20 protein-coding genes and 1 tRNA gene are annotated in these 23,523 nt (G+C 57.9%); 8 read left to right on the top strand and 13 right to left on the bottom strand.

Annotated elements, in window-relative coordinates:
• Positions 1–409: 409 nt before the first annotated feature.
• Genes trpE through fabI form a run of 6 tightly spaced genes read right to left on the bottom strand, consistent with a single transcriptional unit; the run spans position 410 to position 6,937 of the window.
• Positions 410–1,918, bottom strand: coding sequence for an anthranilate synthase component I (trpE, locus tag H7848_RS15345; RefSeq protein ID WP_208353186.1), 1,509 nt, complete (start codon positions 1,916–1,918; stop codon positions 410–412).
• Positions 1,919–1,927: 9 nt separating this feature from the next.
• Positions 1,928–3,772, bottom strand: coding sequence for a SurA N-terminal domain-containing protein (locus H7848_RS15340; protein WP_208353184.1), 1,845 nt, complete (start codon positions 3,770–3,772; stop codon positions 1,928–1,930).
• Between the two features lie 27 nt (positions 3,773–3,799).
• Positions 3,800–4,990 carry an aminotransferase gene (locus H7848_RS15335; RefSeq protein ID WP_237072783.1) on the bottom strand — a complete coding sequence of 397 codons (1,191 nt, stop codon included), beginning with the start codon at positions 4,988–4,990 and terminating at the stop codon, positions 3,800–3,802.
• Complete coding sequence (gene gpt, locus H7848_RS15330) at positions 4,987–5,505, bottom strand: xanthine phosphoribosyltransferase (protein ID WP_208353180.1); 519 nt, start codon at positions 5,503–5,505, stop codon at positions 4,987–4,989. The genes H7848_RS15335 and gpt overlap by 4 nt, the downstream gene beginning before the upstream one ends.
• 14 nt (positions 5,506–5,519) lie before the next feature.
• On the bottom strand, positions 5,520–6,134 hold the full coding sequence (locus tag H7848_RS15325; RefSeq protein WP_208353178.1) for a LysE family translocator: 615 nt from the start codon (positions 6,132–6,134) through the stop codon (positions 5,520–5,522).
• Positions 6,131–6,937 carry an enoyl-ACP reductase FabI gene (gene fabI, locus H7848_RS15320; RefSeq protein WP_208353176.1) on the bottom strand — a complete coding sequence of 269 codons (807 nt, stop codon included), beginning with the start codon at positions 6,935–6,937 and terminating at the stop codon, positions 6,131–6,133. Before fabI ends, H7848_RS15325 begins: the two co-directional genes overlap by 4 nt.
• Positions 6,938–7,086: 149 nt before the next feature.
• Between fabI and pdxH the strand changes: the two genes are divergently transcribed.
• The 4 genes from pdxH to H7848_RS15300 all read left to right on the top strand — a co-directional run bounded on the left by pdxH (position 7,087) and on the right by H7848_RS15300 (position 8,926).
• Entirely contained in the window at positions 7,087–7,689 is a 603-nt protein-coding gene (gene pdxH / locus H7848_RS15315; protein ID WP_208353173.1) for a pyridoxamine 5'-phosphate oxidase, read from the top strand.
• 125 nt (positions 7,690–7,814) lie between these two features.
• Entirely contained in the window at positions 7,815–8,345 is a 531-nt protein-coding gene (locus H7848_RS15310) for a cold-shock protein (protein ID WP_208353170.1), read from the top strand.
• On the top strand, positions 8,321–8,806 hold the full coding sequence (locus H7848_RS15305) for a DUF192 domain-containing protein (RefSeq protein WP_208353168.1): 486 nt from the start codon (positions 8,321–8,323) through the stop codon (positions 8,804–8,806). The genes H7848_RS15310 and H7848_RS15305 overlap by 25 nt, the downstream gene beginning before the upstream one ends.
• Positions 8,807–8,849: 43 nt before the next feature.
• Positions 8,850–8,926: transfer RNA gene (locus H7848_RS15300), tRNA-Pro, on the top strand.
• 4 nt (positions 8,927–8,930) lie between these two features.
• Here H7848_RS15300 and cueR read toward each other — a convergent pair.
• On the bottom strand, positions 8,931–9,317 hold the full coding sequence (cueR, locus tag H7848_RS15295; protein WP_208353164.1) for a Cu(I)-responsive transcriptional regulator: 387 nt from the start codon (positions 9,315–9,317) through the stop codon (positions 8,931–8,933).
• A 23-nt stretch (positions 9,318–9,340) separates the two neighbouring features.
• Positions 9,341–11,743, bottom strand: coding sequence for a heavy metal translocating P-type ATPase (locus H7848_RS15290; RefSeq protein WP_208353161.1), 2,403 nt, complete (start codon positions 11,741–11,743; stop codon positions 9,341–9,343).
• Between the two features lie 203 nt (positions 11,744–11,946).
• Here H7848_RS15290 and H7848_RS15285 point away from each other — a divergent pair, with 203 nt between their 5' ends.
• The 3 genes from H7848_RS15285 (at position 11,947) to H7848_RS15275 (ending at position 15,451) form a co-directional block, all read left to right on the top strand.
• Complete coding sequence (locus H7848_RS15285) at positions 11,947–13,011, top strand: nucleotide-binding protein (protein ID WP_208353158.1); 1,065 nt, start codon at positions 11,947–11,949, stop codon at positions 13,009–13,011.
• A gap of 103 nt (positions 13,012–13,114) precedes the next feature.
• A complete protein-coding gene (locus tag H7848_RS15280; RefSeq protein WP_208353155.1) occupies positions 13,115–14,659 on the top strand; it encodes a sensor histidine kinase in 1,545 nt (514 codons plus the stop codon).
• A 105-nt stretch (positions 14,660–14,764) separates the two neighbouring features.
• Entirely contained in the window at positions 14,765–15,451 is a 687-nt protein-coding gene (locus tag H7848_RS15275) for a response regulator transcription factor (protein WP_208353152.1), read from the top strand.
• Positions 15,452–15,461: 10 nt separating this feature from the next.
• Here the strand turns inward: H7848_RS15275 and H7848_RS15270 are convergent, their stop codons facing one another.
• The 4 genes from H7848_RS15270 to putA all read right to left on the bottom strand — a co-directional run bounded on the left by H7848_RS15270 (position 15,462) and on the right by putA (position 22,190).
• The gene (locus H7848_RS15270) at positions 15,462–17,144 is read right to left on the bottom strand and encodes an ATP-binding cassette domain-containing protein (protein WP_208353150.1); all 1,683 of its coding nucleotides are present in this window, start codon (positions 17,142–17,144) and stop codon (positions 15,462–15,464) included.
• Complete coding sequence (locus H7848_RS15265) at positions 17,141–17,968, bottom strand: alpha/beta fold hydrolase (protein ID WP_208353148.1); 828 nt, start codon at positions 17,966–17,968, stop codon at positions 17,141–17,143. Before H7848_RS15265 ends, H7848_RS15270 begins: the two co-directional genes overlap by 4 nt.
• Positions 17,968–18,540 carry an aspartyl/asparaginyl beta-hydroxylase domain-containing protein gene (locus H7848_RS15260; RefSeq protein WP_208353145.1) on the bottom strand — a complete coding sequence of 191 codons (573 nt, stop codon included), beginning with the start codon at positions 18,538–18,540 and terminating at the stop codon, positions 17,968–17,970. Before H7848_RS15260 ends, H7848_RS15265 begins: the two co-directional genes overlap by 1 nt.
• Before the next feature lie 230 nt (positions 18,541–18,770).
• A complete protein-coding gene (putA, locus tag H7848_RS15255) occupies positions 18,771–22,190 on the bottom strand; it encodes a bifunctional proline dehydrogenase/L-glutamate gamma-semialdehyde dehydrogenase PutA (protein WP_208353142.1) in 3,420 nt (1,139 codons plus the stop codon).
• 125 nt (positions 22,191–22,315) lie between these two features.
• Between putA and H7848_RS15250 the strand changes: the two genes are divergently transcribed.
• Positions 22,316–22,777 carry an Lrp/AsnC family transcriptional regulator gene (locus H7848_RS15250; protein ID WP_208353141.1) on the top strand — a complete coding sequence of 154 codons (462 nt, stop codon included), beginning with the start codon at positions 22,316–22,318 and terminating at the stop codon, positions 22,775–22,777.
• Here H7848_RS15250 and H7848_RS15245 read toward each other — a convergent pair.
• Positions 22,774–23,514 carry an RNA methyltransferase gene (locus H7848_RS15245; protein WP_208353139.1) on the bottom strand — a complete coding sequence of 247 codons (741 nt, stop codon included), beginning with the start codon at positions 23,512–23,514 and terminating at the stop codon, positions 22,774–22,776. The two genes, H7848_RS15250 and H7848_RS15245, sit on opposite strands and share 4 nt — an antisense overlap.
• Positions 23,515–23,523 lie beyond the last annotated feature (9 nt).

The following is a 23,523-nucleotide window of genomic DNA, read 5'->3' as shown; positions in this document are numbered from 1 at the left end:
CGAGACGCCGCCGAACGCACGATAGAGGCAACATGGCGCAGGATCGGTAAGCTGCTCGACCGCTTCACCCCGCAGGAATGTGCGAATTACCTTGTCAACTCAGGATACGCTTCAACCTGATCTCATCTTGCTCTAGCGGTGGCGCTGTCTTGAGCGAATGGCTAGGGCTGCGTTTCAAAAATGTCGGATGGTCAGAGGTCCCGGATCAAGTCCGGGACTGCGGATGGTTAGAACGATGCACCAAGTTCACAAATGTTTGTTTTGAAGACCTCGCCCGGTGGGCACCACCGGGCCGCGCCGACCCGCCCCCGTCACGCCGCAGGCGTGCTTCCAGCACGACGGCGGGCGCTTCACGCCCACCCGCGGACGGTCGCTGCCCTCAGCTTTTTGTGCTAAATAATATCGAAGCTCAGTTCCCGCTGCCCGTAAAACGCGCTGCATCTTCGGCGGCTTTGCGGATGGCCTGGGATTTGTCGACGGTTTCCTGCCACTCGGCTTCGGGGTCGCTGTCATAGACGATGCCGCCGCCTGCCTGGATGTAAAGCTTGTCGTCCTTGACCACAGCGGTGCGCAGGGCGATGCACATGTCCATGTCGCCATTGGCCGCGAAATAGCCGCAGCCGCCGCCGTAGACGCCTCGCTTTTCAGGCTCAAGCTCATCAATGATTTCCATCGCGCGGACCTTGGGCGCGCCGGAGACGGTTCCTGCGGGCAGACCGGCCAGCAGGGCTGACAGGGCATCGTGGTCGTCAGACAGTTCGCCCACCACATTCGACACGATGTGCATCACGTGGCTGTAGCGTTCGACGATGAATTCCTCGGTCGGGTGGACGGTGCCGATTTTCGACACGCGGCCGGTGTCATTGCGGCCCAGATCCAGCAGCATCAGGTGTTCGGCCAGCTCTTTTTGATCGGCCAGCAGATCGGCCTCGAGCATTTTGTCTTCTTCGGGCGTTTTGCCCCGGCGGCGGGTGCCCGCGATGGGGCGGATCGTGACCTGATTGCCAAAGACGCGCACCAGGATTTCGGGGCTGGCGCCGATGACCTGAAAGCCGCCGAAGTTGAAAAAGAACATGAAGGGCGACGGGTTGGTGCGCCGCAGGGACCGGTAGAGCGCGAAAGGCGGTTCGCGGTATTCCTGCGTCCAGCGTTGGGCGGGCACGACCTGAAAGATGTCGCCGGCGCGGATGTAATCCTTGGCCTTTTCGACCGCGGCCTTGTAGCCGTCTTTGGTGAAATTCGACACCGGTTCGGACGGGGCCTGTGTGTCGCGCATTTCCCGTGACACCGACGGCATCGCGCGTTCCAGATCGCGCAGGGCGTCCGAGACACGTTCGGCCGCCTGGGCATAGGCCGCTTTGGCGGACAGACCAGATGACACCCAGGCGGGGGACACCAATATGACCTCGCCCTTGACGCCATCCAGCACCGCAACAACGGAGGGGCGCATCAGCACGGCGTCGGGCAGGCCAAGGGGGTCGGGGTTGATATCGGGCAGGCGTTCGACCAGCCGGATCATGTCATAGCCCAGATACCCGAACAGCCCCGCGGCGGCGGCGGGCAGATCATCGGGCATGTCGATCTGTGTTTCCGCGATCAGGGCGCGCAGGGCGTCCAGGGGCGGGGCATCCTGCGGCTCAAACGCATCCGTGTCATAGCGGGCCTGACGGTTGATGTGCGAGGTCGTGCCGTGGCATTGCCAGATGACGTCGGGCTTCATGCCGACGATCGAGTAGCGACCGCGGACCTCGCCGCCCGTTACGCTTTCCAGGATAAAGCTGTCTTTGGCGGCACCGGCCAGTTTCAGCATCAACGACACGGGCGTGTCCAGATCGGCGGCCAGACGGGTGTAGACCAGCTGATTGCGACCGGCGTCGAACCCCGCCTGGAAATCACTGAAAGAGGGTGTCAGGGCCACTTTGCCGCCTTACTGGAAATTCGCGTGGATGCTGGTGATGGTGGTTGGGTTGATCGTGGGCTGCAGGTCGTCCTGAACCTGGCGGGTGAAGGCCAGAAACAGGTCCTGCTGCAGGCTTTGCAGGCCCGCGCTTTCGATCACGCCGCGCAGGGCTGCGATATCGGGGTTGTCTTCGTCGGGCACCAGGATTTCGTCCAGCTCGACCACGACGATCTGGCCGTCACTTTCGATCTTGCGGCGTTCGTCGCGGGTCATTTCAAAGACCTGCAGGACGGTGTCGACGGGCGCGTTAGGCAGGCTGAAATCACGGGTGATATCCTGTTCGACGTTCACGGGGAAGCCAAGGTCGCTGATGTTTTCGCCCGCCTCAAGCCGGGTCATCAGATCGTCGGCCAGCGCGTCAAGGCGTGACAGGGTTTCGGCCGACTGCCAGCTGCGGATCGCGTCGCCGCGCACATCGGCCAGGGGTTGGACGCGGGGGGCAATGATTTCTTCCAGGCGCATCGCAAAGATACCGCCGTCTTCCAGTTCGAGGATTTCAGGAAAGTCACCTTCGTCCAGTTGCAAAGCGGCCGCGCGGAAGGCGGTATAGGCGGCGATGTCATCGGTGATGCCGGGGTACCATTCGATGGTGCCCAGTTCCATGTCGCTTTCGCTGGCAAGCTCTTCCAGCGTGGCGCCGCTGGCCAGCAGTTCCTGCAGGGTCAGAAACTGATCGCTGATCTGGCGGCGGGCGGTGTCGGCGATGATTTCGGCGCCCAGATCATCGCGGACTTCCTCAAAACTGGTTTCCTGCGCCGACAGGATCGCGTTCATCCGGTAAAGCGCGGGCCCAAGGGGCGAGGGCAGGGGGTTTGTGACCTGTCCGGCCTCTTCCAGTGCGAAAATCGCCTCACCGGCGTCGCCCAGTTCGGCCTGTGTGCGGTCGCCCAGGTCGATGACGTCCAGTGTCAGGTCGCGTTCCTCGACCAGTTCGGGGAAGGTCAGTTCACCCGCATCCAGCCGGGCCTTGGCGGCCGCGGCTTCGTCTTCGGAACCAAAGACCAGACGTTCGACCAGGCGGCGTTCGGGCATGACAAATTCCGAGATACGGTCGTCATAAAGGCCGCGCAGCACCTCTTCATCCAGGTCGATGTCGTCCTGCAGCATGTCGGGGGTCAGCCAGGCGTAGGTGATCCGCTTGGTTTCGGGCAGGGTGAATTCATCGGGGTTGGCGTCGTAGTAGCTTTGCAGTGTGGCGTCGTCTGGCACACCGACAGGGGCGTCGAGGTTATCGGCCGTCAGGGCGATCCAGCTGAAATTCCGACGTTCGGCCAGGTAGTTGTAAAAGGTGTCGATGTAGCGGTCTGACACATCCAGGCCACCGACGACGGCCAGTTGCAGGATTTCGCGGGCAGCATCTTCGCGCAGGCTGGCTTCGAATTCGGCTTCGGTCTGACCACGGCGTTGCAGCAGAAGGCGATAGGTTTCGCGGTCGAAATTGCCGTTCTGGTCCAGAAAATCGCGGAAGGTCTGGACACGGTTTCGGACCTCATCATCGCCGATGGATAGGCCTAGGCGGTCAGTTTCATGGTCCAGCGCGCGGGTGGCAATCAGGCGTTGCAGGACGATCTGGTCGATCCCTTCGGCCAGCACGGTTTCAAAGGGCAGTGCCCGACCGGTCTGGCGGGCATAAGCGGTCATTTCATCCTGCAACGTGCGGGCATAGGTGTTGCCATCGACATCCTTGCTGCCGACGCTGGCCACACTGCCAAAGCGGTTGCCAAAGCCGCCGGTCGAAAACCCGGCCAAACCAAGGGCCAGCAGCCCGAACAGAATCCACACAAAAAGTTTCGAAATTTTACCTTTGCCCATGGTGTCCCCTTTTACGCTTGCGCTTTCTTATGCGAGCGTCTCGGGCGGGGCAAGATGCGCCAGACGATCAAACAACATCTTGATGCCTGCGCGGTCAATATTGGCGAAGGCGATGCGCAGTTCGCGGGCCGCGGTGGCGTCGCCCGCGGGTTTGAACATGGTGCCCGGCAACAGCAGGACCGAGGCCGCCTGCACCATATGCCGCGCCAGTTGATCAGAGGGCAGGTCAAAGGGGTGGCGGACATAGGCGAAATAGGCACCGCACCCCATCAGTTGCCAGCCGTGCTGGGCCAACTGGGGAAAGCTGTCGATGATGGCCTGACGCCGCGACAGAATTTCCGCGCGTTCGCCCGCCAGCCATTGCGACAGGTTCTGCATACCCCAAAGCGCGGCCCACTGGCCGATCTGATTGGGGCAGATGGTAACGGTGTCGAGGAACTTTTCGATCTGGGACAGTAGGGGGCGCGCGGTCAGAATGGCGCCAACGCGGTGACCGGTCAGGCGATAGGCCTTGGAAAAGCTGTAAAGCTGGATCAGGGTTTCGTGCCAGTCGGGGTCGGTCAGCAAATCATGCGGCGCGCCGGGGTGTTTATGAAAATCGCGATAGGTTTCATCGATGATCAGCTTGATGCGGTGGGACTGCGCCAGATCATAGAACGCCCGGATCAGGTCGGGCGGATATTCGACGCCGCCGGGATTGTTGGGCGACACCAGCACGATCGCACGGGTGCGGTCGGTGATCATCGCGGCGGCCTGATCGGGGTCCGGCAACAGGTTTGCGCCGGTGTCCAGCGGGCGGGTTTCGACGCCCGCCATATCCAGCCACATTTTATGGTTAAAGTACCATGGGGTCGGCAGGATGACCTGATCGCCTTCGGATGTCAGGGCCGCGATGGTTGCGGTGAACGCCTGATTACAGCCCGAGGTGATGGCGACCTGATCGGGCGTGACGGTGCCGCCATAGGCATCGGACCACTGCTGCGCGAGTTCGGCCCGTAATTCAGGCATACCCAGAACGGGTCCGTAAAGATGCACGGTCGGATCGCTGACCACCTTTTCGGCCATGGCCTGCAGCATCTGGGGCGGGGGCGGATCGATGGGCGCGGCCTGACTGACGTTCAGCAGGGGGCGATCTGCGGGAAACTCAATGCCGTTCAGCCAATTGCGCGCCTCCATCACCGGGGGGTCGAAGGTCGACGTGGTGCGCGACATGGTCAGTCCTTGCCGCGATAGGGTTCGACATATTGCAGGGCCATGTCCCAGGGGAAGAAAATCCATGTGTCCTGGCTGACGCCGGTGATAAAGGTATCGACCTGCGGCTCGCCTTGCGGTTTGGCGTAGACGGTGGCGAAATGGGCGTTGGGATAAAGGCTGCGCACCAGTTCCAACGTCTTGCCGCTGTCCACGAGATCATCGACGATCAGCACACCGGTACCGTCACCCATCATCTTGGCATTGGGGGATTTCAGCACCTCGGCCTCGCGTCGCTGGTCGGCCTTGCCGCCGCCCGAATGGTAGGACTTGACGCTGATCGTGTCGACGGTGCGGATATCGAGTTCGCGCGCGACGATCATTGCGGGCGCCATGCCGCCCCGGGTGATGGCAACCACGGCCCGCCACGCGCCATCGTCTGGTCCGCGCCCATCAAGCCGCCAGGCCAGCGCGCGGCTGTCACGATGCATCTGATCCCAACTGACGTGAAATCCTTTTTCGTGGGGCAGGCGATCAGACATGCTTTCTTTTCCTTTTAGCTTATCGCGATTTTCAGCCCGAACACGGCAATCAGCCCGCCGAACAGGCGGTCGATCCAGGTTTTGAACCGAACATAGGCCTGACGGGCGGTGTGGGTCGAAAACGCTTTGGCCACGACAATGTACCATATTGTCTCATTCGCAAAAATCATGCCCAGAAGGGCGGCCAGCATCCAGACCGAGCTGCCCTCGGGCACAAGGCCGATGAAGACGGCGCCGAAAAAGACGGCCGGTTTGGGGTTGGCCAGCTGTGTGATCACGCCAAGCCGGATGGCTGACAGGATGCCGCGCGGGGCGGCTGTGGCATCGGCAAAGGCGATGGGGTCTTTGGCGTGGCGCCACATCATGACGGCGATAAAGCATAAAAACAGCCCGCCGATGATTTTCAGCGCCGTCAGAAGGCCCGGCAGGATTTCGAACAGTATCGCAAGGCCCATCAGCGCGGTGGCGGCCCATATGGCAGCCCCCAGGCCAAAGCCCACCGCCAGGGCGGCGGCGACGCGAAATCCTTCGGCAGCGGCGGTTTTGACCGACACGACAAAGGATGGACCGGGGCTGATGGCCGCGGCCAGATGGATCAGCAGGATCGAGGCAAAGGCCGCCCAGGTCATGATTTGCTGATATCCGGGGCGTCGACGGCCTTCATGCCGACGACATGATAGCCTGCATCGACGTGCAGGACCTCGCCTGTCGTGCCAGAGCCCAGGTCAGACAGAAGATAAAGTGCTGAATTCCCAACGTCTTCGATATTCACTGTGCGGCGTAGCGGCGCGTTATATTCGTTCCATTTCATGATGTAACGGAAATCGCCGATGCCGCTGGCGGCCAGTGTTTTGATCGGCCCGGCGCTGATGGCGTTGACGCGGATGCCGTCTTTGCCCAGATCCTCGGCCAGATAACGCACGCTGGCCTCAAGGGCGGCTTTAGCCACACCCATGACGTTGTAATGCGGCATCACCTTTTCGGCGCCATAGTAGGTCAGTGTCAGGCAGCTGCCGCCGTCGGTCATCAGTTTTTCGGCGCGCTGAACGACGGCAGTGAAGGAATAGACCGAGATATCCATCGACATCTGGAAATTGCCACGGGTGGTGTCAACATAGCGGCCGCGCAGTTCGTTTTTGTCGGAAAAGCCGATGGCGTGGACGATGAAATCCAGTTTACCCCAACGCTTCTTCAATTCATCAAACAGCGCGTCGATCGATGCCTCGTCGCCCACATCGCAAGGGATGACAATGTCAGAGCCCAGTTGTTCGGCCAGCGGATTGACCCGTTTCAACAGCGCTTCGCCCTGATAAGAAAAGGCCAGTTCAGCCCCCGCATCGGCGCAGGCTTTTGCTATCCCCCACGCGATCGACTTATCATTGGCCAGCCCCATGATCAGGCCGCGTTTTCCCGCCATCAGTTCCGTTGACATTTCTTCGTCCCTGCCCATTTCGATATATGTGCGTTTGGTTTAGGCTATTGCTTCCTGCGCGGCAAGACAGCGCTAAGGGTCGGCAATACTTGAAAACATTTTTGGTGTGATATAGCGCCACCCGTAGGATTGAAGGAGTGACGGCATCCATGGACAGATCGGGTATATTTGCGGGTGATGATCCATTTCAGATCGTGCGTGCCTGGATGTCTGAGGCTGAAAAGACCGAACCCAACGATCCCAATGCGATTGCCTTGTCGACCGTTGACGAAACGGGCCTGCCCAATGCGCGGATGGTGCTGTTGAAAGATGTCGAGGATGACGCCTTTGTCTTTTACACGAACTATAACAGCCAGAAAGCGGCCGAGATCACACAGGCTGGCAAGGCGGCGTTTGTGATGCATTGGAAATCGCTTCGGCGACAGATTCGCGTGCGCGGCGTGGTCGAGCTTGAGGAGGGCAAAAAGGCGGACGACTATTTTACGTCACGTTCTTTGAAAAGTCGTCTGGGGGCCTGGGCATCGCAGCAGTCAAAGCCGCTGTCGTCGCGCGCCGCCCTCGTGGCCGAAGTCGCGAAAGTCACCGCACGTCACGGTACAAACCCGAAACGGCCGCCATTTTGGGGGGGATTCCGCATCAAACCGCTTGAAATCGAATTCTGGGCCGACGGAGATTATCGGCTGCATGACCGTTTTCAGTGGAAGCGTGAAAAACTTGATCACGAATGGGAAACAGTACGGCTTAACCCGTAATATTTGACTTTAGGTAAGTTCAATTGATGCCAAGCACTTGCAATTATTGTAAAGCACATAGACATAGGTAAGGACATAAGACTAATTAAGGGACGTCGCTCGGCCTCCTGCACGGACAATTAATAATGACAAAAGACGAAACAGAAATTCACGAAACCGTGACTGGGCACGTTAAATGGTTTGATCCGACAAAGGGATTTGGTTTTGTTGTTTCAGATGAAGGCGGGCCGGACATCCTGCTGCATGCAAATGTCCTACGGAATTTTGGACAAAGTTCTATTGCCGATTCTGCAAGCATAAAAGTCACAGTTCAAAAGACGACACGCGGTATGCAGGCTGTGGAAGTTTTGGAAATCGCTCCGCCCGAGGGCATTTTTGCCTCAAATCTGGCTGATTTGATCGGCATTGACAGCGAAACGATTGCGCTTACACCTTTGGAACCAGCTCGTGTGAAATGGTTTGACAAGGGCAAAGGGTTTGGGTTCGCAAATGTCTTCGGCCGGGATGAAGATGTATTCATTCATATTGAAGTTCTTCGTAGTTCCGGATTTGCCGATCTGCAACCAGGAGAAGCGGTTTGTTTGCGTGTGATCGACGGGCAACGCGGACGCATGGCGACATTTGTCGCGTCATGGGAAGCAGCTTTAAAAAGCTGAAGGTTTTTTCAGTCAGCGTGATCTGGCTTTGCGCATGGGCTTTTGTGGCCAATGCGGCGTGTTCGGCTGAGCATGCACAGATACGGGGTGCCTGGGGCGAAGCGCGTTTCAGTGTTGAAATCGCAGATGACCCGGCCGAGCGTGGCCGTGGATTGATGAATCGCGAAACGCTTCCGCAGTTTTCCGGCATGCTGTTTGTCTATGATCGTCCGCAGCCGCTGTCGTTCTGGATGGAAAATACGCTGATCCCGCTGGATATTCTATTTATTCGGGATGACGGTACAGTGCATCGCATACATTATAACGCGACCCCCATGGATCGGACCCCGTTGCCCAGTGATGGCCCGGTTCAGTTTGTTCTGGAAATCAACGGCGGGATGGCACAGCAGATGGGGATAGGCCTGGGATCGGAATTGCGCCATCCGGCGATTGATCAAACAATTGCAGTTTGGCCCTGTTAGGGGCTTTTCATTTTAATCGGGACGTATTAAACGACTGCTTCGTCGGGGCGTAGCGCAGCCTGGTAGCGCACCTGTTTTGGGTACAGGGGGTCGCAAGTTCGAATCTTGCCGTCCCGACCACTTTTCACTCTTTTTCAAGCGATGCCAATATCGGGCAGTCGGGTCTGTGATCGCCGGCGCAGGCGGTGATCAGGTCGGACAGGGTTGCGCGCATGGATTGCAGGTCTTGGATTTTATGATCGATATGCGCCAGATGGTCCTGGGCCAGGGCGCGGACATCGGCGCTGGCGCGCTGGTCGTCTTCCCACAGCGCCAGCAGGGTGCGGCAGTCGTCGATCGAAAACCCAAGCGCGCGCGCCCGGCTGAGGAAAATCAGCTTGTGCACATCCTTGTCACGGAAGGCACGGTATCCATTCCGGTCACGCAGGGGGCGGATCAGGTCGATATCTTCGTAATATCGGATCGTTTTGCGGGGCAGCCCGCTTTTTTCGGATGCTTCACCAATGTTCATCGGACCCTTCCCGGATGGATGCATTACAGCGCCAGCTTACGCAATCGCAGCGCATTGCCCACGACAAATACACTGGACAGCGCCATGGCCCCGGCCGCAAAGGCCGGCGACAGAAGCAGGCCAAACAGCGGAAACAGCAGCCCGGCTGCGACCGGGATCAGCAAGGTATTGTACCCAAAGGCCCAAAACAGGTTCTGATGAATGTTACGCAGGCTCGCACGGCTGATGTCGATCGCATGTTTCACAGTATTCAGGTTTTCTGACATCGTGACCAGATCGGCGGTTTCGATGGCGATATCGGTCCCGGTGCCTATGGCGATGCCGACGTCGGCGGCGGCCAGGGCAGGGGCGTCGTTTATGCCGTCGCCGACAAAGGCCACCGGGCCATCCTTTTGCAGGTCGCGAATGGCGGCAACCTTGCCTGCAGGTAGGACCCCGGCCACGACATGATCGATGCCCAACTGGTTTGCGACATGCTTTGCGGTGCTTTCGGCATCGCCCGTGACCATCGCGGTCATTAGGCCTTGTGCCTTGAGCAGCTCGATCAGATCGCGGGCCTCGGGGCGGATTGTGTCCGAAATCAGAAACACGGCCACATGCTGCCTGTCGACGGCCATGTGAATCTGTGTCGCGCCCGGCGTTTTCGATGTCAGGGGCTGCACCTCGATATTAAGCTCTTTCAAAAACCGAAGCGAGCCGATGGCGATGTCTTTGTCCTCGACAGTTGCGGTGATACCTTGGCCGATGACCGCGTGAAAATGATTGGCTTTGGATCGCGAAATATCTCTGGTGTCAGCGGCCTGTACGATCGCCTTGGCCAGGGGATGTTCGGATAGCATTTCAGCGGCGGCTGCAAGACGCAGGGCCTCTTCATCACTGATGTCACCAACGATTTCTATTCGGTCCAGCGCGGGCGTACCAACCGTCAGTGTGCCTGTTTTGTCAAAGACGATCGTTTTGACATCGCGCAGCTTTTGCAAGGCATCGCCGTTGCGAAACAGCACGCCTTTTTCCGCAGCCCGGCCCATACCCACCATGATCGAGGTCGGAACAGCCAGCCCCATGGCGCAGGGGCACGCGACGATCAGCACCGATATACCTGCCACCAGCGCATATGACAGAACCGGATCAGGGCCGAAGATCAGCCATGTGACGATGGTCAGCACCGCAACGGTTAGAACGGCGGGGACGAACCAGCCGGTAATGCGATTGACAAGATCCTGTACGGGCAATCGGGTGGCCTGGGCCTTTTGCACCATCTCGACGATCTGGCTAAGGCGTGTCTGCGCCCCCACGGCTGTGGCCCGGAACCTCAGCGCGCCCGCGGTGTTGATGGTGCCACTGGTCACGGTATCGCCACTGGATTTCGCAACGGGCACGGGTTCGCCTGTGATCATGCTTTCATCGACATAGCTTTCGCCGCCGGTCACGATGCCATCCACCGCCAGTCGCTCGCCCGGGCGGACGTGGATGATATCGTCCAGTTGCAGGTCGCCGACCGGGACATCCCGCAGGTCCCCGTTCGTTTCGACGCGGGCCGTTTTGGGGGACAGATCGATCAGCTTTCGGATGGCGTCACCTGTTCTGGCCTTGGCTTTGGCCTCAAGCCAGCGGCCCAGAAGGATCAGGGTTATGATCACGGCGGCGGCTTCGAAGTAGACGGCGCGCGTGCCGTCGGGGAGAAGGGTGGGTGCGAAAAGAGCGATGACCGAAAAGGCATAAGCCGCGCTGGTGCCAAGGGCGACCAGCGAATTCATATCGGGGGCCCCTTTGAATAGGGCGGGAAATCCGGTTGTGAAAAAGCCCCGCCCCGGCAGGATCAGGATAAGAGAGGTCAGCGCGAACTGGATGAACCAACTGACCTCAATCCCGATGGTTCGGGCGATCAGGTGGTGCAGGCCGGGTATCAGGTGGCTGCCCATCTCAAGCACGAAAACGGGTGCGGTCAGAGCGGCGGCCAGGATCAGGTTTTGTTTTAATTGCGTGCTATGATCCGGGGTGGTGGTGCCCGGACCATCGGCCAAACGCGCGGTCTTGCCGGTCTGGGCCACGGCGTCGATCAGTGCCCCCGTGTCGGTGCTTAGCATGTTGACCCGTGCGGTTTCAGCCATCAGATCGACCTTTACGTCGATGACAAATGGCAGGTTTTGCAGGGATTTTTCGATCTGGGCGACGCAAGACGCACAGGACATGCCGCTGATGTTCAGCGTTATCTGTTCGATCTGGGCGGGTTTTCCGATATCTGACAAGTGTCCGATGACATCACGTGCCGCAACGCTGCCGTCGGTCTGAACAGTCGCACGATGGTTGGCAAGGTTAACGGCGACATCGGTGATCCCACGCACGGTACGCAGCTTATCCTCGACGCGGGCGACGCAGGATGCGCAATGCATCTGGGTGATGTCAAAAGACAGTTGTTGTTTCATCTAACGCACCCATTCATCTTTATTAACATAAATGGGGCTTCCAGTGGTGGGAAGGTCAAGACCCCGCCCTTGATTTTTTCAGGCCATTTTTCGGTTCAGAAACTGTTCATGTTACTGACAGGTCGGGATCATCTTCCTGAAAAGAAACAAGGCATTGGCCGGGCTATCTTGACAGTCAAGAACAATAGCCAGGACGTATGACCATGTTTGATCTTTCGACACTGCAAACTGATTTGGCGCAAGCAAAATGGGCGTTTACGACGCGGCGCGTTGTGCGTTCCGATATCAGTGGTCTGACCAACGCCATTGATATGGCCCGGTCTGGCGATCTGCTGCTGGCTGAGACACAGCAGATCGGCCAGCACCGGCGCATTCAACTGACCACAGGGCGGTATACCGAAAACTACCCCGGTGCGCATGTGGTTTTGACGGTAGGAAGCCGTTATGCCCCCGATCAGTTTGAAGGTGTGGCCGAACTTGATCCCGATGGCAGTGATCTGATGGCCAGCGGCGGGGTTCTGGGCAGGGTGATTACGGCAAACCACCGGATGAAATCGCCCACAAAGCTGCGTCCGATTGGATTGCTGACCAATCGGCAGGGCGATGTGGTAAATCTGAAAGACTATGCATTGCCGCATCAGACTGTCCCTGACGATGTGACTATCATTGCGGTGTTCGGTACGTCGATGAATTCTGGCAAAACGACAACAGCTGTCAGTCTGGCGCAGGGCTTGAAGCGGGCAGGCTATAATGTGGCAGGCATCAAGGCCACGGGGACGGGCGCTTTTGGGGATTATAATGCCTTTGAAGACGTTGGTGTTCCTGTGTTGGATTTCGTGGATGCGGGGGCGAACTCGACTTATCTGATGTCGATGGATCAGGTCTATAAATCTTTCGAAACACTGGTGGGTGCGGCCGCAGCGAATGGTGCGCAGATCGTCGTCGTTGAATTCGCGGACGGTGTTTTCCAGCGTGAAACATCGGCTGTGCTCGCTCAGCCGCGCTTTTGCGACCGGTTCGACGGCGTTCTGTTCGCGGCCCCTGATGCGCTGTCGGCGGTCGGTGGTGTATCGGTCCTGCGCAATCACGGGATTGAGCCGCTGGCGGTCTCGGGTCCGATCACGGTATCGCCACTGGCTGTGGCTGAAGCCAAAGCAGTAATTGGTGTTTCAGCTGTTTCGCGTGATGAGTTACGGATGCCGCAAAACGCTGACGCTTTGGTTGCCCATTGTCTGCGGCCCAAGGCACGGTATCGTCATGCGGCATAATCGTATTACTTTCAAGCCAGTGGCCCCACTGGGCCATTGGTTTATCTGGAATGATCTGACCGATGTCTCAGTTCGCAACTAGGCAACGACGCAAGGATGTAAAATGCGTGTACTGACAAAATTGAGGCTGTTGGTCGCGCTGCTGGTGCTGGCTTTGATGGGCAGCACGGGCCTTGCCATCTGGGCAATTCATAATGCGAATTATAACACTCAGCGCATGGATCTGGCCCATAAGGTCTATCAAGATTATCTGTCGCTGAACGCCAATACTTATGAATTGTTCAAGCAGTATGGCGATGCTTTTCTGATCGAGGGTGAAAATCTTGCGATCGAGACGCAGATTGAGGTGATCCAAAATGACATCGCCAATATCCGGCAGGCGATCGGGCGTGAAATCGATATGGTCGGTTCGGAAGAAATCGAAGAGCTGACCGCGCTGAATGCGATCGAAGCCAAGCTGAACCGCCTGATCTATACCCTTGGCGAGATGTCCGAAGATGCTGCCGCCGAAGGGTGGTCGCAGCTTTCAAGCATCCTGAACACTGAGATTGACCGCAATTTCCAGGCAATGATCGACGATGCGCTTGAGGAAGAGCTGACTGAACTGGCCGAGATGCGATCAGAACTGGCCGATGAATTGGTCTTGTATCGTTTGATGGCGGCCTCCTTCACGGCCATAGCCATCATCAGCACAATTGCGACTGTGACGCTGCTGTCGCAATCCCTGTCGCGGCCTTTGAAAACCTTGATGGCAGGTGCCCGGCGGATCGGTGACGGCGACTATGCCCATCGGATTGAATTCAGTAAGCAGGACGAAATGACTGAACTTGCGGACAGTATCAATGGCTTGGCCGCGCGCGTGCAACAGACAACGTCAGATTTGTCACGTCAGAACGAAGAACTGGAAGGCGCGGTTCAGCAACGTACCGTGCAGCTTGAGCAACTGTTGAAAGAAGCGCAGCAAGCCGATGGCCGCCGCCGCCGGATGATCAGTGATGTCAGCCATGAACTTAGAACGCCCCTGACGATCATTCAGGGCGAGGCCGAAGTTGCATTGCGGGGCGGTGAAAAAACGCCCGAAGAATACCGCGAGGCACTGGAACGTGCGCGGGACGCGGCCGCACACACCGCGCGGATCGTAGACGATCTGCTCTTCATTGCTCGGACCGAGGCAGGGCAGCCGCGGCTAAAGATCAGCCAGTCCAATCTGAACGACACCATCATCGAAACGCTCTCGACCTTCGGCCCCAGGGTCAGTTTCGAGGCCACCGTTCAGGATGGTTTTATCGGGATGGACGCGCTTCGGATCAAGCAGTGTCTGATCGTTCTGATCCAGAATGCCATGAATTACGGTGGCGATCAGATCATCTGTCGGCTGGATTACGGCCCCAATGGCTATCTGCTGCTGACAATAGAAGATAACGGCCCTGGCATGAGTGACGCAGATAAAACTCAGGCCTTTGAGCGTTATTTCCGTGGCTCGAACGCCAGTCAAAGCTATTCCGAAGGCATGGGGCTGGGTCTGCCTTTGGCCAAATCCATCATCGAAGCTCACGGGGGGCGTATGGAATTGCTTGACCGGGATCAGGGTGGACTGATTGTTGCGATGACCTTGCCCGCCCGTCCGCAGCTTTCCGCCGTTTCTTGATTTGTTTTGCTGAAATTGTCGTTGCGTCAACCTATCTTTGGTCCAGTGATTTTGTCCGGTGTAGTGTTTCCCACAAATATTGCCGCATAGATGTCGGAGAATAGCATGAACGTATTACTTGTTGAGGATGAACGGGCAGTGGGTGACTTCATCCGCCGCGGATTGGGTGCCGAGGCATGGTCCGTGCAGCATGTTCTTGACGGTGAGTCAGCGATTGAGGTTCTAAAAAACGACAGCTTCGATGTGATGATCTTTGATGTGATGCTGCCGGGGATGTCCGGGGTCGATCTTTGTCGGGCCGTGCGCGGGCGGCGGATTGACACGCCGATCATGATGCTGACGGCCATGGATGATGTCGATGACTGTATCACCGGGCTGCGCGCGGGGGCTGATGACTACTTGACGAAACCCTTCGATTTTGGGGAACTGGTCGCCCGGCTTGAGGTCTTGTCACGCCGCCGCAATAAACTGTCTGACCCCCAGGACCACAGCTGTCTAAAGCAAGGCAAGATCGTCTTTGATAAGACATCGCATGTCGTTACTGTCGACAACCGCGAAGTCGAATTCACCGTGAAAGAACGGGAACTGCTGGTCTTCTTTCTGTCAAACCCTGATAAATTGGTGTCGCGCGAACGTATTCTGAACACGGTCTGGGGCAGTCAGGAAGACCCCTATACCAATATCGTGGATGTCTACGTTGCCCGCTTGCGTAAAAAAATTGGCGACGAAAGCAAACGACTTAAAACGGTTCGCGGCGTTGGATATCGCTTCAGTGTCGCGGATATCCATTAAGCGCCAGCCGTCAGGCCGCCGTACGATTTTCGCCCAGGAACGCGGCTATACGCTCATTTACTGCCAAAAGCTGATCGGCTGATCCGGTTTCGGCAAGGCCCCCTTGATCGACAAACCAAATCTCATCCGCCAGTATGGCGATTTTCGGGTTATGAGTGACCATCAGCGTGGTCGCGTCGACCTGAGCCAGCAGTTGCCCCACCAGTTTCGGGCCGTCGGTGTCCAGCGCGTCGTCAGGTTCGTCCAGCAACAACAGTTTGGGTTTGGACAGCGCGGCACGTGTCAGAAGCAATCGGCGCAATTCGCCTGCCGACATGTTCCGCCCGGCCTCGGCCACTTTGCCGTCCAGCCCGCCCAAACGCTCAACCATCTTGGTCAGGCCATAACGTTCGGCCATTTGCAACACTGTGTCGTCCGTTGGTCGATCCGCCGCCGCCATCACAAAGGCCCGCCTTAGTGATCCGGCTAAAACAGCCGAGCGTGTTCCGATCATGGTGATCAGGTTACGCCTTTCAAAGGCGGTCAGGCTTTGGGGTGGCCGTCCGTCAAGGGTAACCTGCCCCTTATGTGGTTGTTCCAGACCGGCCATCAGGCTTAGCAGTGTCGATTTCCCGACACCATTCGCGCCGACAATTGCTATGCTGCGCCCCGGTTCGACAGATGCGTTGATCTTTTTCAGCGGCCCGGCAGACAGATTTTTGATGTGTATGGCCGGTGGCGCATCCACCAGCCTTTTGTTGGTATTCGGCTTTGGGCGATCCAGTTTTGGCACATCCAGCAGCTTTTCGCATTTATCCCGTGCGACGACCCAGGCGCGGTGTCGGTCCCAGACACCAGCCAGATCGCGCATGGGCTGCAACATCAGACCAACGGCCGCCATAGCCGCCGCTGCATCAGCGCCACGTGCGCCGGTTTGCAAGGCCATCCAGAACACGGCTACGGCCGCCAGACCTGCAGTGGCATCTGGCACCGCGCGCAGAAAGGCTGCCCCGCGGGCGCGTTCCAGCGCCGAGTCGATCAGTTTTTCTGTTCTTTTATTCAGATGGTCCGTTTCCAGCTGAATACGCCCCAAAAGGCGCAATTCGGGGGCGTGGGGGATGCGTTCGCTCATGTCCGCGGCCAATTGTGCACGCCGCTGTCGCAGTTTTTTATGCGCAGGCCCCAAGCGGGGACCGGTTAGCAGCATAATGCAGACACCAATTGATAGTGGGACAATTGCTGCAGCACCCAGATCACGGTTTAGCCAGAACAGAACACCGGTAGCGATGGGCAGGACAATGATGGCCGATATCAATCGGGCCAGTCCCAGACTGACCCAACCCCGAACGGCTGCCAGATCACCCACAAAACGCATCGACATCGCACCGTTGCGTCGCTTGGCGATGTCGCGCGCAGACAACTGCGTCAGGTGGCGGAACAGCTTCAGCCGTAACGCCGCGGCATAGTCCTGCCCCACGCGTTCGGCCATGATCCGTTCGACGTAACGAAAGCCTGCGATCAATATGCCGGCCGCGCCCAGCGCGATCAAAGCGAGTTGGGGCATCGACAGGGTCGGTTGCCGAAATGCTAGGAACACCTCGCGCGTGGCGACAGCGGCGATTGCGGCGGCGGCGGCCTGACCCAAGGCCAGTATTGCCAAAAGCGCCAGTAACAAGAACCTGCCATCAGAGGTGATCCTGGGCAGCCGTTTCATACCGCCACGTCTGCCGATGTATAATGGTAGGGTGTCTCTGCATGCGTCGATGCAATGCGGCGCCCCAATCGTCCTTTATTGAAACACTCCTCGAAGTCATGCCCGCAGCCTGACAGGGCTGAAAACCGGACATCCGCCTTTATGCCATATAACTTTGCTGCATTGCGTCGCAGAGCTTGGGCCCAACGGACCGCCCGTTCTGCGCGGTTTATACCTTGTTGGGCATTCACCTGCGGCGTGTTTCGGGTATTTTTGTCGACGACAGTATCATCGGCGCCCACATAGATATCGATCGGGATCTGCAGAAAACGCTTCAGGTTTTCCTCAGACACAAAGTTTTCGATACCATATGGAAACCGTGTCTGATCGGGAAAGGTGTACCAACCGGCTGAACTGACCATCAGCCTTTGCACCCGCTCAGGATGCATCATTGCGAACCGATGGGCGAACTGGGCGCCGCCGGAAAAACCGAACAACTCGAACGACGGACCAGACAGTAAACCATCGGATTGCAAGCTGTCGATCAATCGGATCAAAGCTTTGTCCGCGCGCCCTTTCTTTACTGCCAACTGATATCTGGGCCAGATTTCCGGGCTGAAACAAGGGGCGATTACGGTGCGGTCCGTCCCAATCGCAGTCTTGAAAAGCGAGGCCTGGGTCATCGCTTCGCGATTGATCCCGTGAACAGCAACCAGGGGCGGCGCCTTGGATGTGCCAGCGACCGGTGCTGCGATCCAACAGGGCAGATCACGCCGACCCTTGGCCGGACGGAACAGCAGATTATGCTGCTCCGCTGGTCTTATGATGGGGGCAAGCGCGTTCATTATGCCGCCTTGCCGAATACTTCTTCGGCGCGTTCAGCGGGCAGCATGTCGAAGATCATGTGAATGCGATCTTCGTCACCATCATTGTGCGCCTCGTGCATCTGGTCGTTGTCAAACCACCACAGCTCACCCTCTTTCATGCGGACCTCTTCATCACCGGCTTTCAGCCACGATCCCAGACTGGAACGTAGGACAAAGTGATAGCGGTTGCGGACGCGATAATAGTCGCCGCGATCGATATGGGGGTAAACGCGCTTGCCTGCGGGCAGACAAACGATCTTGGCCCGGCCCAGGATCGAGTTCTGGTCGGTTGCGAAATCTTCCAGAAACTTGCTGGCCAGCGGATATGCCGTGCTGCCTGTCGTCCAGCGGCTTTCATGCACGTCGCGGCGCTTGCGGTCGCCGATCGCCGATTTGCGCAGACCCCGCAATGGAATGGCCAAGGCTTCGCGCTGAACCTTGATTTTGTCCTGACGCCCTGTGGCCGTGGCCCATGCGTCATCTTTTGAAGCGATTTCGGTCAGAAAAGGTGTGACGTCCAGGTCTTTCTTGAGGCATTTGAAGTATTTCACGGCAGGCTCCTTTTTGCGATTGTGGTGTCAGTTCCAAAAGCGGGTTGAGGCCATGTCGTTTGCGCTGCAACCTTGGTCCAAAGGTATTGATGACGCAGCAAAAGAAAAGTAAGCTTTTGTTTTTTAACACTTAAATCATTGCGAGTTCACCGCGAACTTAGCGAGTTTTAATATCCGGTTCAGCAACTGTTCATAATTCACGCGACGCTGACGGAGTATGCGATATTTTCTTAACTGACCTCGGCCAGCAGGCTGGCATTTCCGCCAGCGGCGGTCGTGTCGATGCAGATGTGCCGTTCCAGCCGACAACGCTCGGCAAGATCAACCTCGGTCAGCAACGGAATGACCGGACCATCGCGTGATGCCAGGGCCAGCCTGATCTGCTGCAGATCATGTTCGGGGGCCTGGCTGATCACGGCATCAAACCCATGCAGGTCCTGCAGACGCTGGGGGTTTAGCCCGCCATAAATGCAAACCGGCTGACACCCGTTTTCCGCGGCAATCTGCGCCTGTTCAACGGCCGCGTCCTTGCCGGGGCCCAGACACAGAACCACACCGCGGCCATATTCGGAAAGCCGATTTGATTCACCGGTCGGACCGGGCAGGGTGAGCGTCCGCAAACAGGTCTGCCCGCTTTTCTGCTGATCGATCAGGGTTTGGATCGCCTTTGGGTCCACCGCATCGGACTGGTTTTCGATCACGGGCAGTGCAGGGGGCTTTGTGAAGCGCGGCACATAATTCGGGCCCCCTGCCTTGGGACCTGTTCCCGACAGGCCTTCACCGCCAAAAGGTTGCGACCCGACAATCGCACCGATCTGGTTGCGGTTGATATAGATATTGCCGACGTTCAGGGCTTGGGTCACCTGATCAATGCGGTCGTCAATTCGGGAATGCATCCCGAATGTCAGTCCAAATCCACTGGCGTTTATCGCGTCGACGACCTGCCCAAGGGCATCGGCCTGAAACGTGGCGATATGTAGTACGGGTCCGAAAACCTCACGCTCAAGTGCTTCGATGCCGTCAACGCGGATCACGGTTGGGGGCACAAAGAAGCCAGTTTGCGGCGCATCGATCTGTTTGATCACACGGCCCTGGGCGCGGGCGTCTGCGATGTAATCCTCAATCTGTTGCTTGGCGTCGCCGTTTATGATTGGGCCGACATCGGTGTTGAACTGCCAGGGGTCGCCCACCACAAGTTCATCCATGGCCCCGAACAGCATCTTCAGAAAGCTGTCGGCGATATCCTGTTGCAGGTAAAGGATGCGCAGGGCCGAGCATCTTTGCCCCGCCGATTGAAAGGCCGAAGCAATGATGTCTTTGACCGCCTGTTCAGGCAAGGCGGTGCTGTCAACGATCATGGCGTTCAGGCCCCCGGTTTCGGCAATCAGTGGGGCGTGCGGTGATAGATTTGCAGCCATCGCGCGGTTAATGGTCTGGGCGGTGGCGGTCGATCCTGTGAAACACACCCCGTCAATGCGCGTATTAGATGTCAGTCGGGCGCCCACGATGGACCCCCGTCCGGGCAATAGCTGCAAAACGTCTTCTGGCACGCCCGCCTGATGCAACAGTCTGGTGGCCAGTGCCGCCGTCAGCATCGTCGGTTCGGCCGGTTTGGCCAGCACACCGTTGCCCGCTGCCAAGGCTGCAGCAATCTGGCCCGTAAAAATCGCCAGCGGGAAGTTCCAGGGCGATATGCAGGCGAAGAGCCCGCGGGGCTGATGGTTCAGTGTCTTGGCCCGGGTCGCGTAATAGCGCAAGAAATCAACCGCTTCGCGTAGTTCGGCAATGGCGTCTTTGGGGGTTTTGCCCGCCTCTCGCGTCAAAAGGGCGAAGAATTCACCGAAATGCGCTTCGTAAAGCTCAGATGCCTGCGTCAAAATCCGCACGCGGTCTGTTGCGCTTGCCGTCCACGGGGTCGCCCTGCTGATGGCCGCATCGACGTCAGCTTCGGTGCATTCCGCAATCTGCCCGACCTGATCGGTGGGGTTTGCGGGGTTCATGACACGCTGAACATCGCCCGTGCCCAGGCCATCCGGCTGCCAGACATGGGATGCAAAGGGCGCGCGGGCCGCATCAATCTGATGCTCATCCACCGGATCATGCAGGTCCCAGCCACGGGAATTCACGCGCTCAGGCGCATAAATATCTGCAGGTTTGCGCACCCTTTGATGATCCAGTGGCCGTTTCGCAAAGGGATCAGCGGCCACAACATCAACCGGCACCGTTTCATCGACGATCTGATTGACGAAAGAGCTGTTGGCCCCATTTTCCAACAGCCGCCGTACCAGATAGGCCAGCAAGTCGCGATGCGCACCGACCGGCGCATATATCCGACACCGTGCCTGGTTCGAGGATAAAATGATATCATAAAGCGCCTCGCCCATGCCATGCAGGCGCTGAAATTCGAAGGTTTGCGGATCATCGGCCATCTCAAGGATCATCGCCGCGCTATGGGCATTATGCGTGGCAAACTGGGGGTAAATCCGGTCTGTCATCTGCAGCAATTTTTGCGCACAGCAAAGATAGGCCATATCGGTCGCGGCTTTGTGGGTGAAAACGGGGAACCCGCTGATGCCTTCGACCTGGGCGCGTTTGATTTCGGTATCCCAATAGGCGCCTTTGACCAGCCGTACCATGATGTTGCGGTCCAGTTCTGTCGCCAGTGCATAAAGCCAATCCAGAACATCTGGCGCGCGTTTGCCGTACGCCTGAACCACCACGCCAAACCCATCCCAACCGGCCAGATCCGGATGGCGCAGCACCGTTTCGATCACGTCCAGCGACAGATCAAGGCGATCGGCTTCCTCGGCATCGATGTTCAATCCCATCCCGGCTGCCTTGGCCCGCCGCGCAAGGTCTAGCGTGCGGTCGACCAACTCATCCATCACGCGGGTTTTCTGGCTGTATTCATAGCGTGGATGCAGGGCAGATAGTTTGATCGAGATGCCGGGGTTATTGCGGATATCATCGGCGGTGCACTCGGCCGTCAGGTGATCAATCGCATCCGAATAGGCCTTAAAATACGTCCCCGCGTCCCTTGCGGTCAGTGCGGCTTCGCCCAGCATGTCATAGGAATAGCTGTATCCGCGGGCCTGCTTCTGGCGGCCCCTCTCGACCGCCTCTTTGATGGTCTGGCCCAGCACAAATTGCGCGCCCAGTTCCTTCATCGCGCGGCTGACGGCGACGCGAATGACAGGTTCGCCTAAACGCTTGACGGCGTTTTTCAGAACAGCCGCCACGCCTTGACCATCTTGCAGGACCTTCCCCGTCAGCATCAGCGCCCAGGTTGAGGCATTGACCAACGGCGAACTGGACCGCCCCAGATGTTCACCCCAGGCCGATGGCGCGATCTTGTCTTCGATCAGGGCATCCATGGTTTCGGTGTCAGGCACCCGTAGCAGCGCCTCGGCCAGGCACATCAGCGCGACGCCCTCTTCGGTCGACAGACCGTATTCGGCCAGAAACACCTCCATCAGACCGGGTGAGTTGCTGTTGCGGATCGTCTCGATCAGGGATGTTGCCCGTGTGACGGCGCGGTGGCGCAGGTCTTCGTCGATCGCAGCTTGTTGGATCAGGTTGTCCAGAACCTGATCTTCGTCACTCAGATGACGTGATCTGATCCGTTCCCGCAACTCTGTCAAAGAGGTCATGGCGCACTCCTATAGATCCTATCCAAAGTTTAGCAAATTATGAAAAGTTATTTGGCCTGTAATGAGATAATTTTTGATGATAATCACTAATTTATCTCGACTTTATAGTTTAGAAGGCTGCTATAATGCTAGAAAGTGATGAATTAGACCGTTTTGATAAGGCGATCCTTGCGATCCTCAGGCAAGATGGCCGCCTATCGGTCACTGATTTGTCCAAACGCGTTGGTCTGTCAAAAACGCCTTGCCAGATCAGGCTGAAGCGTCTTCAGGCCAACGGCTTTATCACAGGATTTCGCGCTGTTGTGGACCCCGCGAAACTGGGCCAGGACCATGTCGCCTTTGTCGAGGTCAAGCTGACCGATACCACGGAAAAGGCATTAAGCGCCTTCAATGCCGCCGTGCGTCAGGTGCCTGAGATTGAGCAATGCCATATGATCGCCGGTGCCTTCGATTATCTGCTGAAAGTGCGGACCAAGGATATCAAAAGCTATCGTCAGGTGCTGGGCGAAACGATTTCTGCCCTGCCGAATGTCGGCAATACCTCGACCCACGTCTCGATGCAGGCCGTGAAAGACGAATTGACCTAGCCGCGGTCTTTCCAGCGCACCATCTGCCGCAAGACGCCGTGCAGCATCTGAACATCGGCGCGGGTCAGGGGCATCCGGCTCCATAAATTGCGCAGGTTCAGCTTCATGCCTTCGGCCTTTTCATCAGGGAAAAAGAAACCGGCCTGACCCAGGCGATCCTCATAGTGGTCCGCCAGTTTTTCGATCTCGATCTGCTCGGCCCATTCGGTGCGGGCCAGATCAGTGGTTTCGTGGGTGATATCAGCGGTTTGCCTGCGCCATTCATACGCGGTCAGCAAAACGCACTGGGCCAGGTTCAGCGATGGAAAATCCGGGTTCACGGGGACCGAGATGATGGCATTCGCACGGGCAATATCGTCGTTTTCCAGACCGGATCGTTCGGGGCCGAAAAGAACCGCAACCTTTTGACCAGCTTGTATTTTTTCAACCGCGTGCCGCATCGCGGCCTCGGGGCTGAACACCGGTTTTGTCAGCCCCCGTTGCCGCGCCGTTGTTGCAAAGACATAAGTACAATCTGACAAAGCCTCGGCCGTATCCCCGCACAACCGCGCCTCATCCAACAGACGACCGGCGCCGCTGGCCATGGCGACGGCTTTCTGATTGGGCCAGCCGTCGCGCGGCGCGACGATCCGCATCCGGTCCAGGCCAAAATTCCACATCGCTCGCGCCGCAGCGCCGATGTTTTCGCCCATCTGAGGGCGGACCAGAACGAAAAAGGGTTGTGGATCAGGTGTCATGGCGCCCCG

It is taken from the genome of Pseudaestuariivita rosea (assembly GCF_017592335.1).
In the GTDB taxonomy this organism is placed as follows: Bacteria; Pseudomonadota; Alphaproteobacteria; order Rhodobacterales; family Rhodobacteraceae; genus Parasulfitobacter; species Parasulfitobacter rosea.
This window is presented reverse-complemented; position numbering and strand designations above follow the sequence as displayed.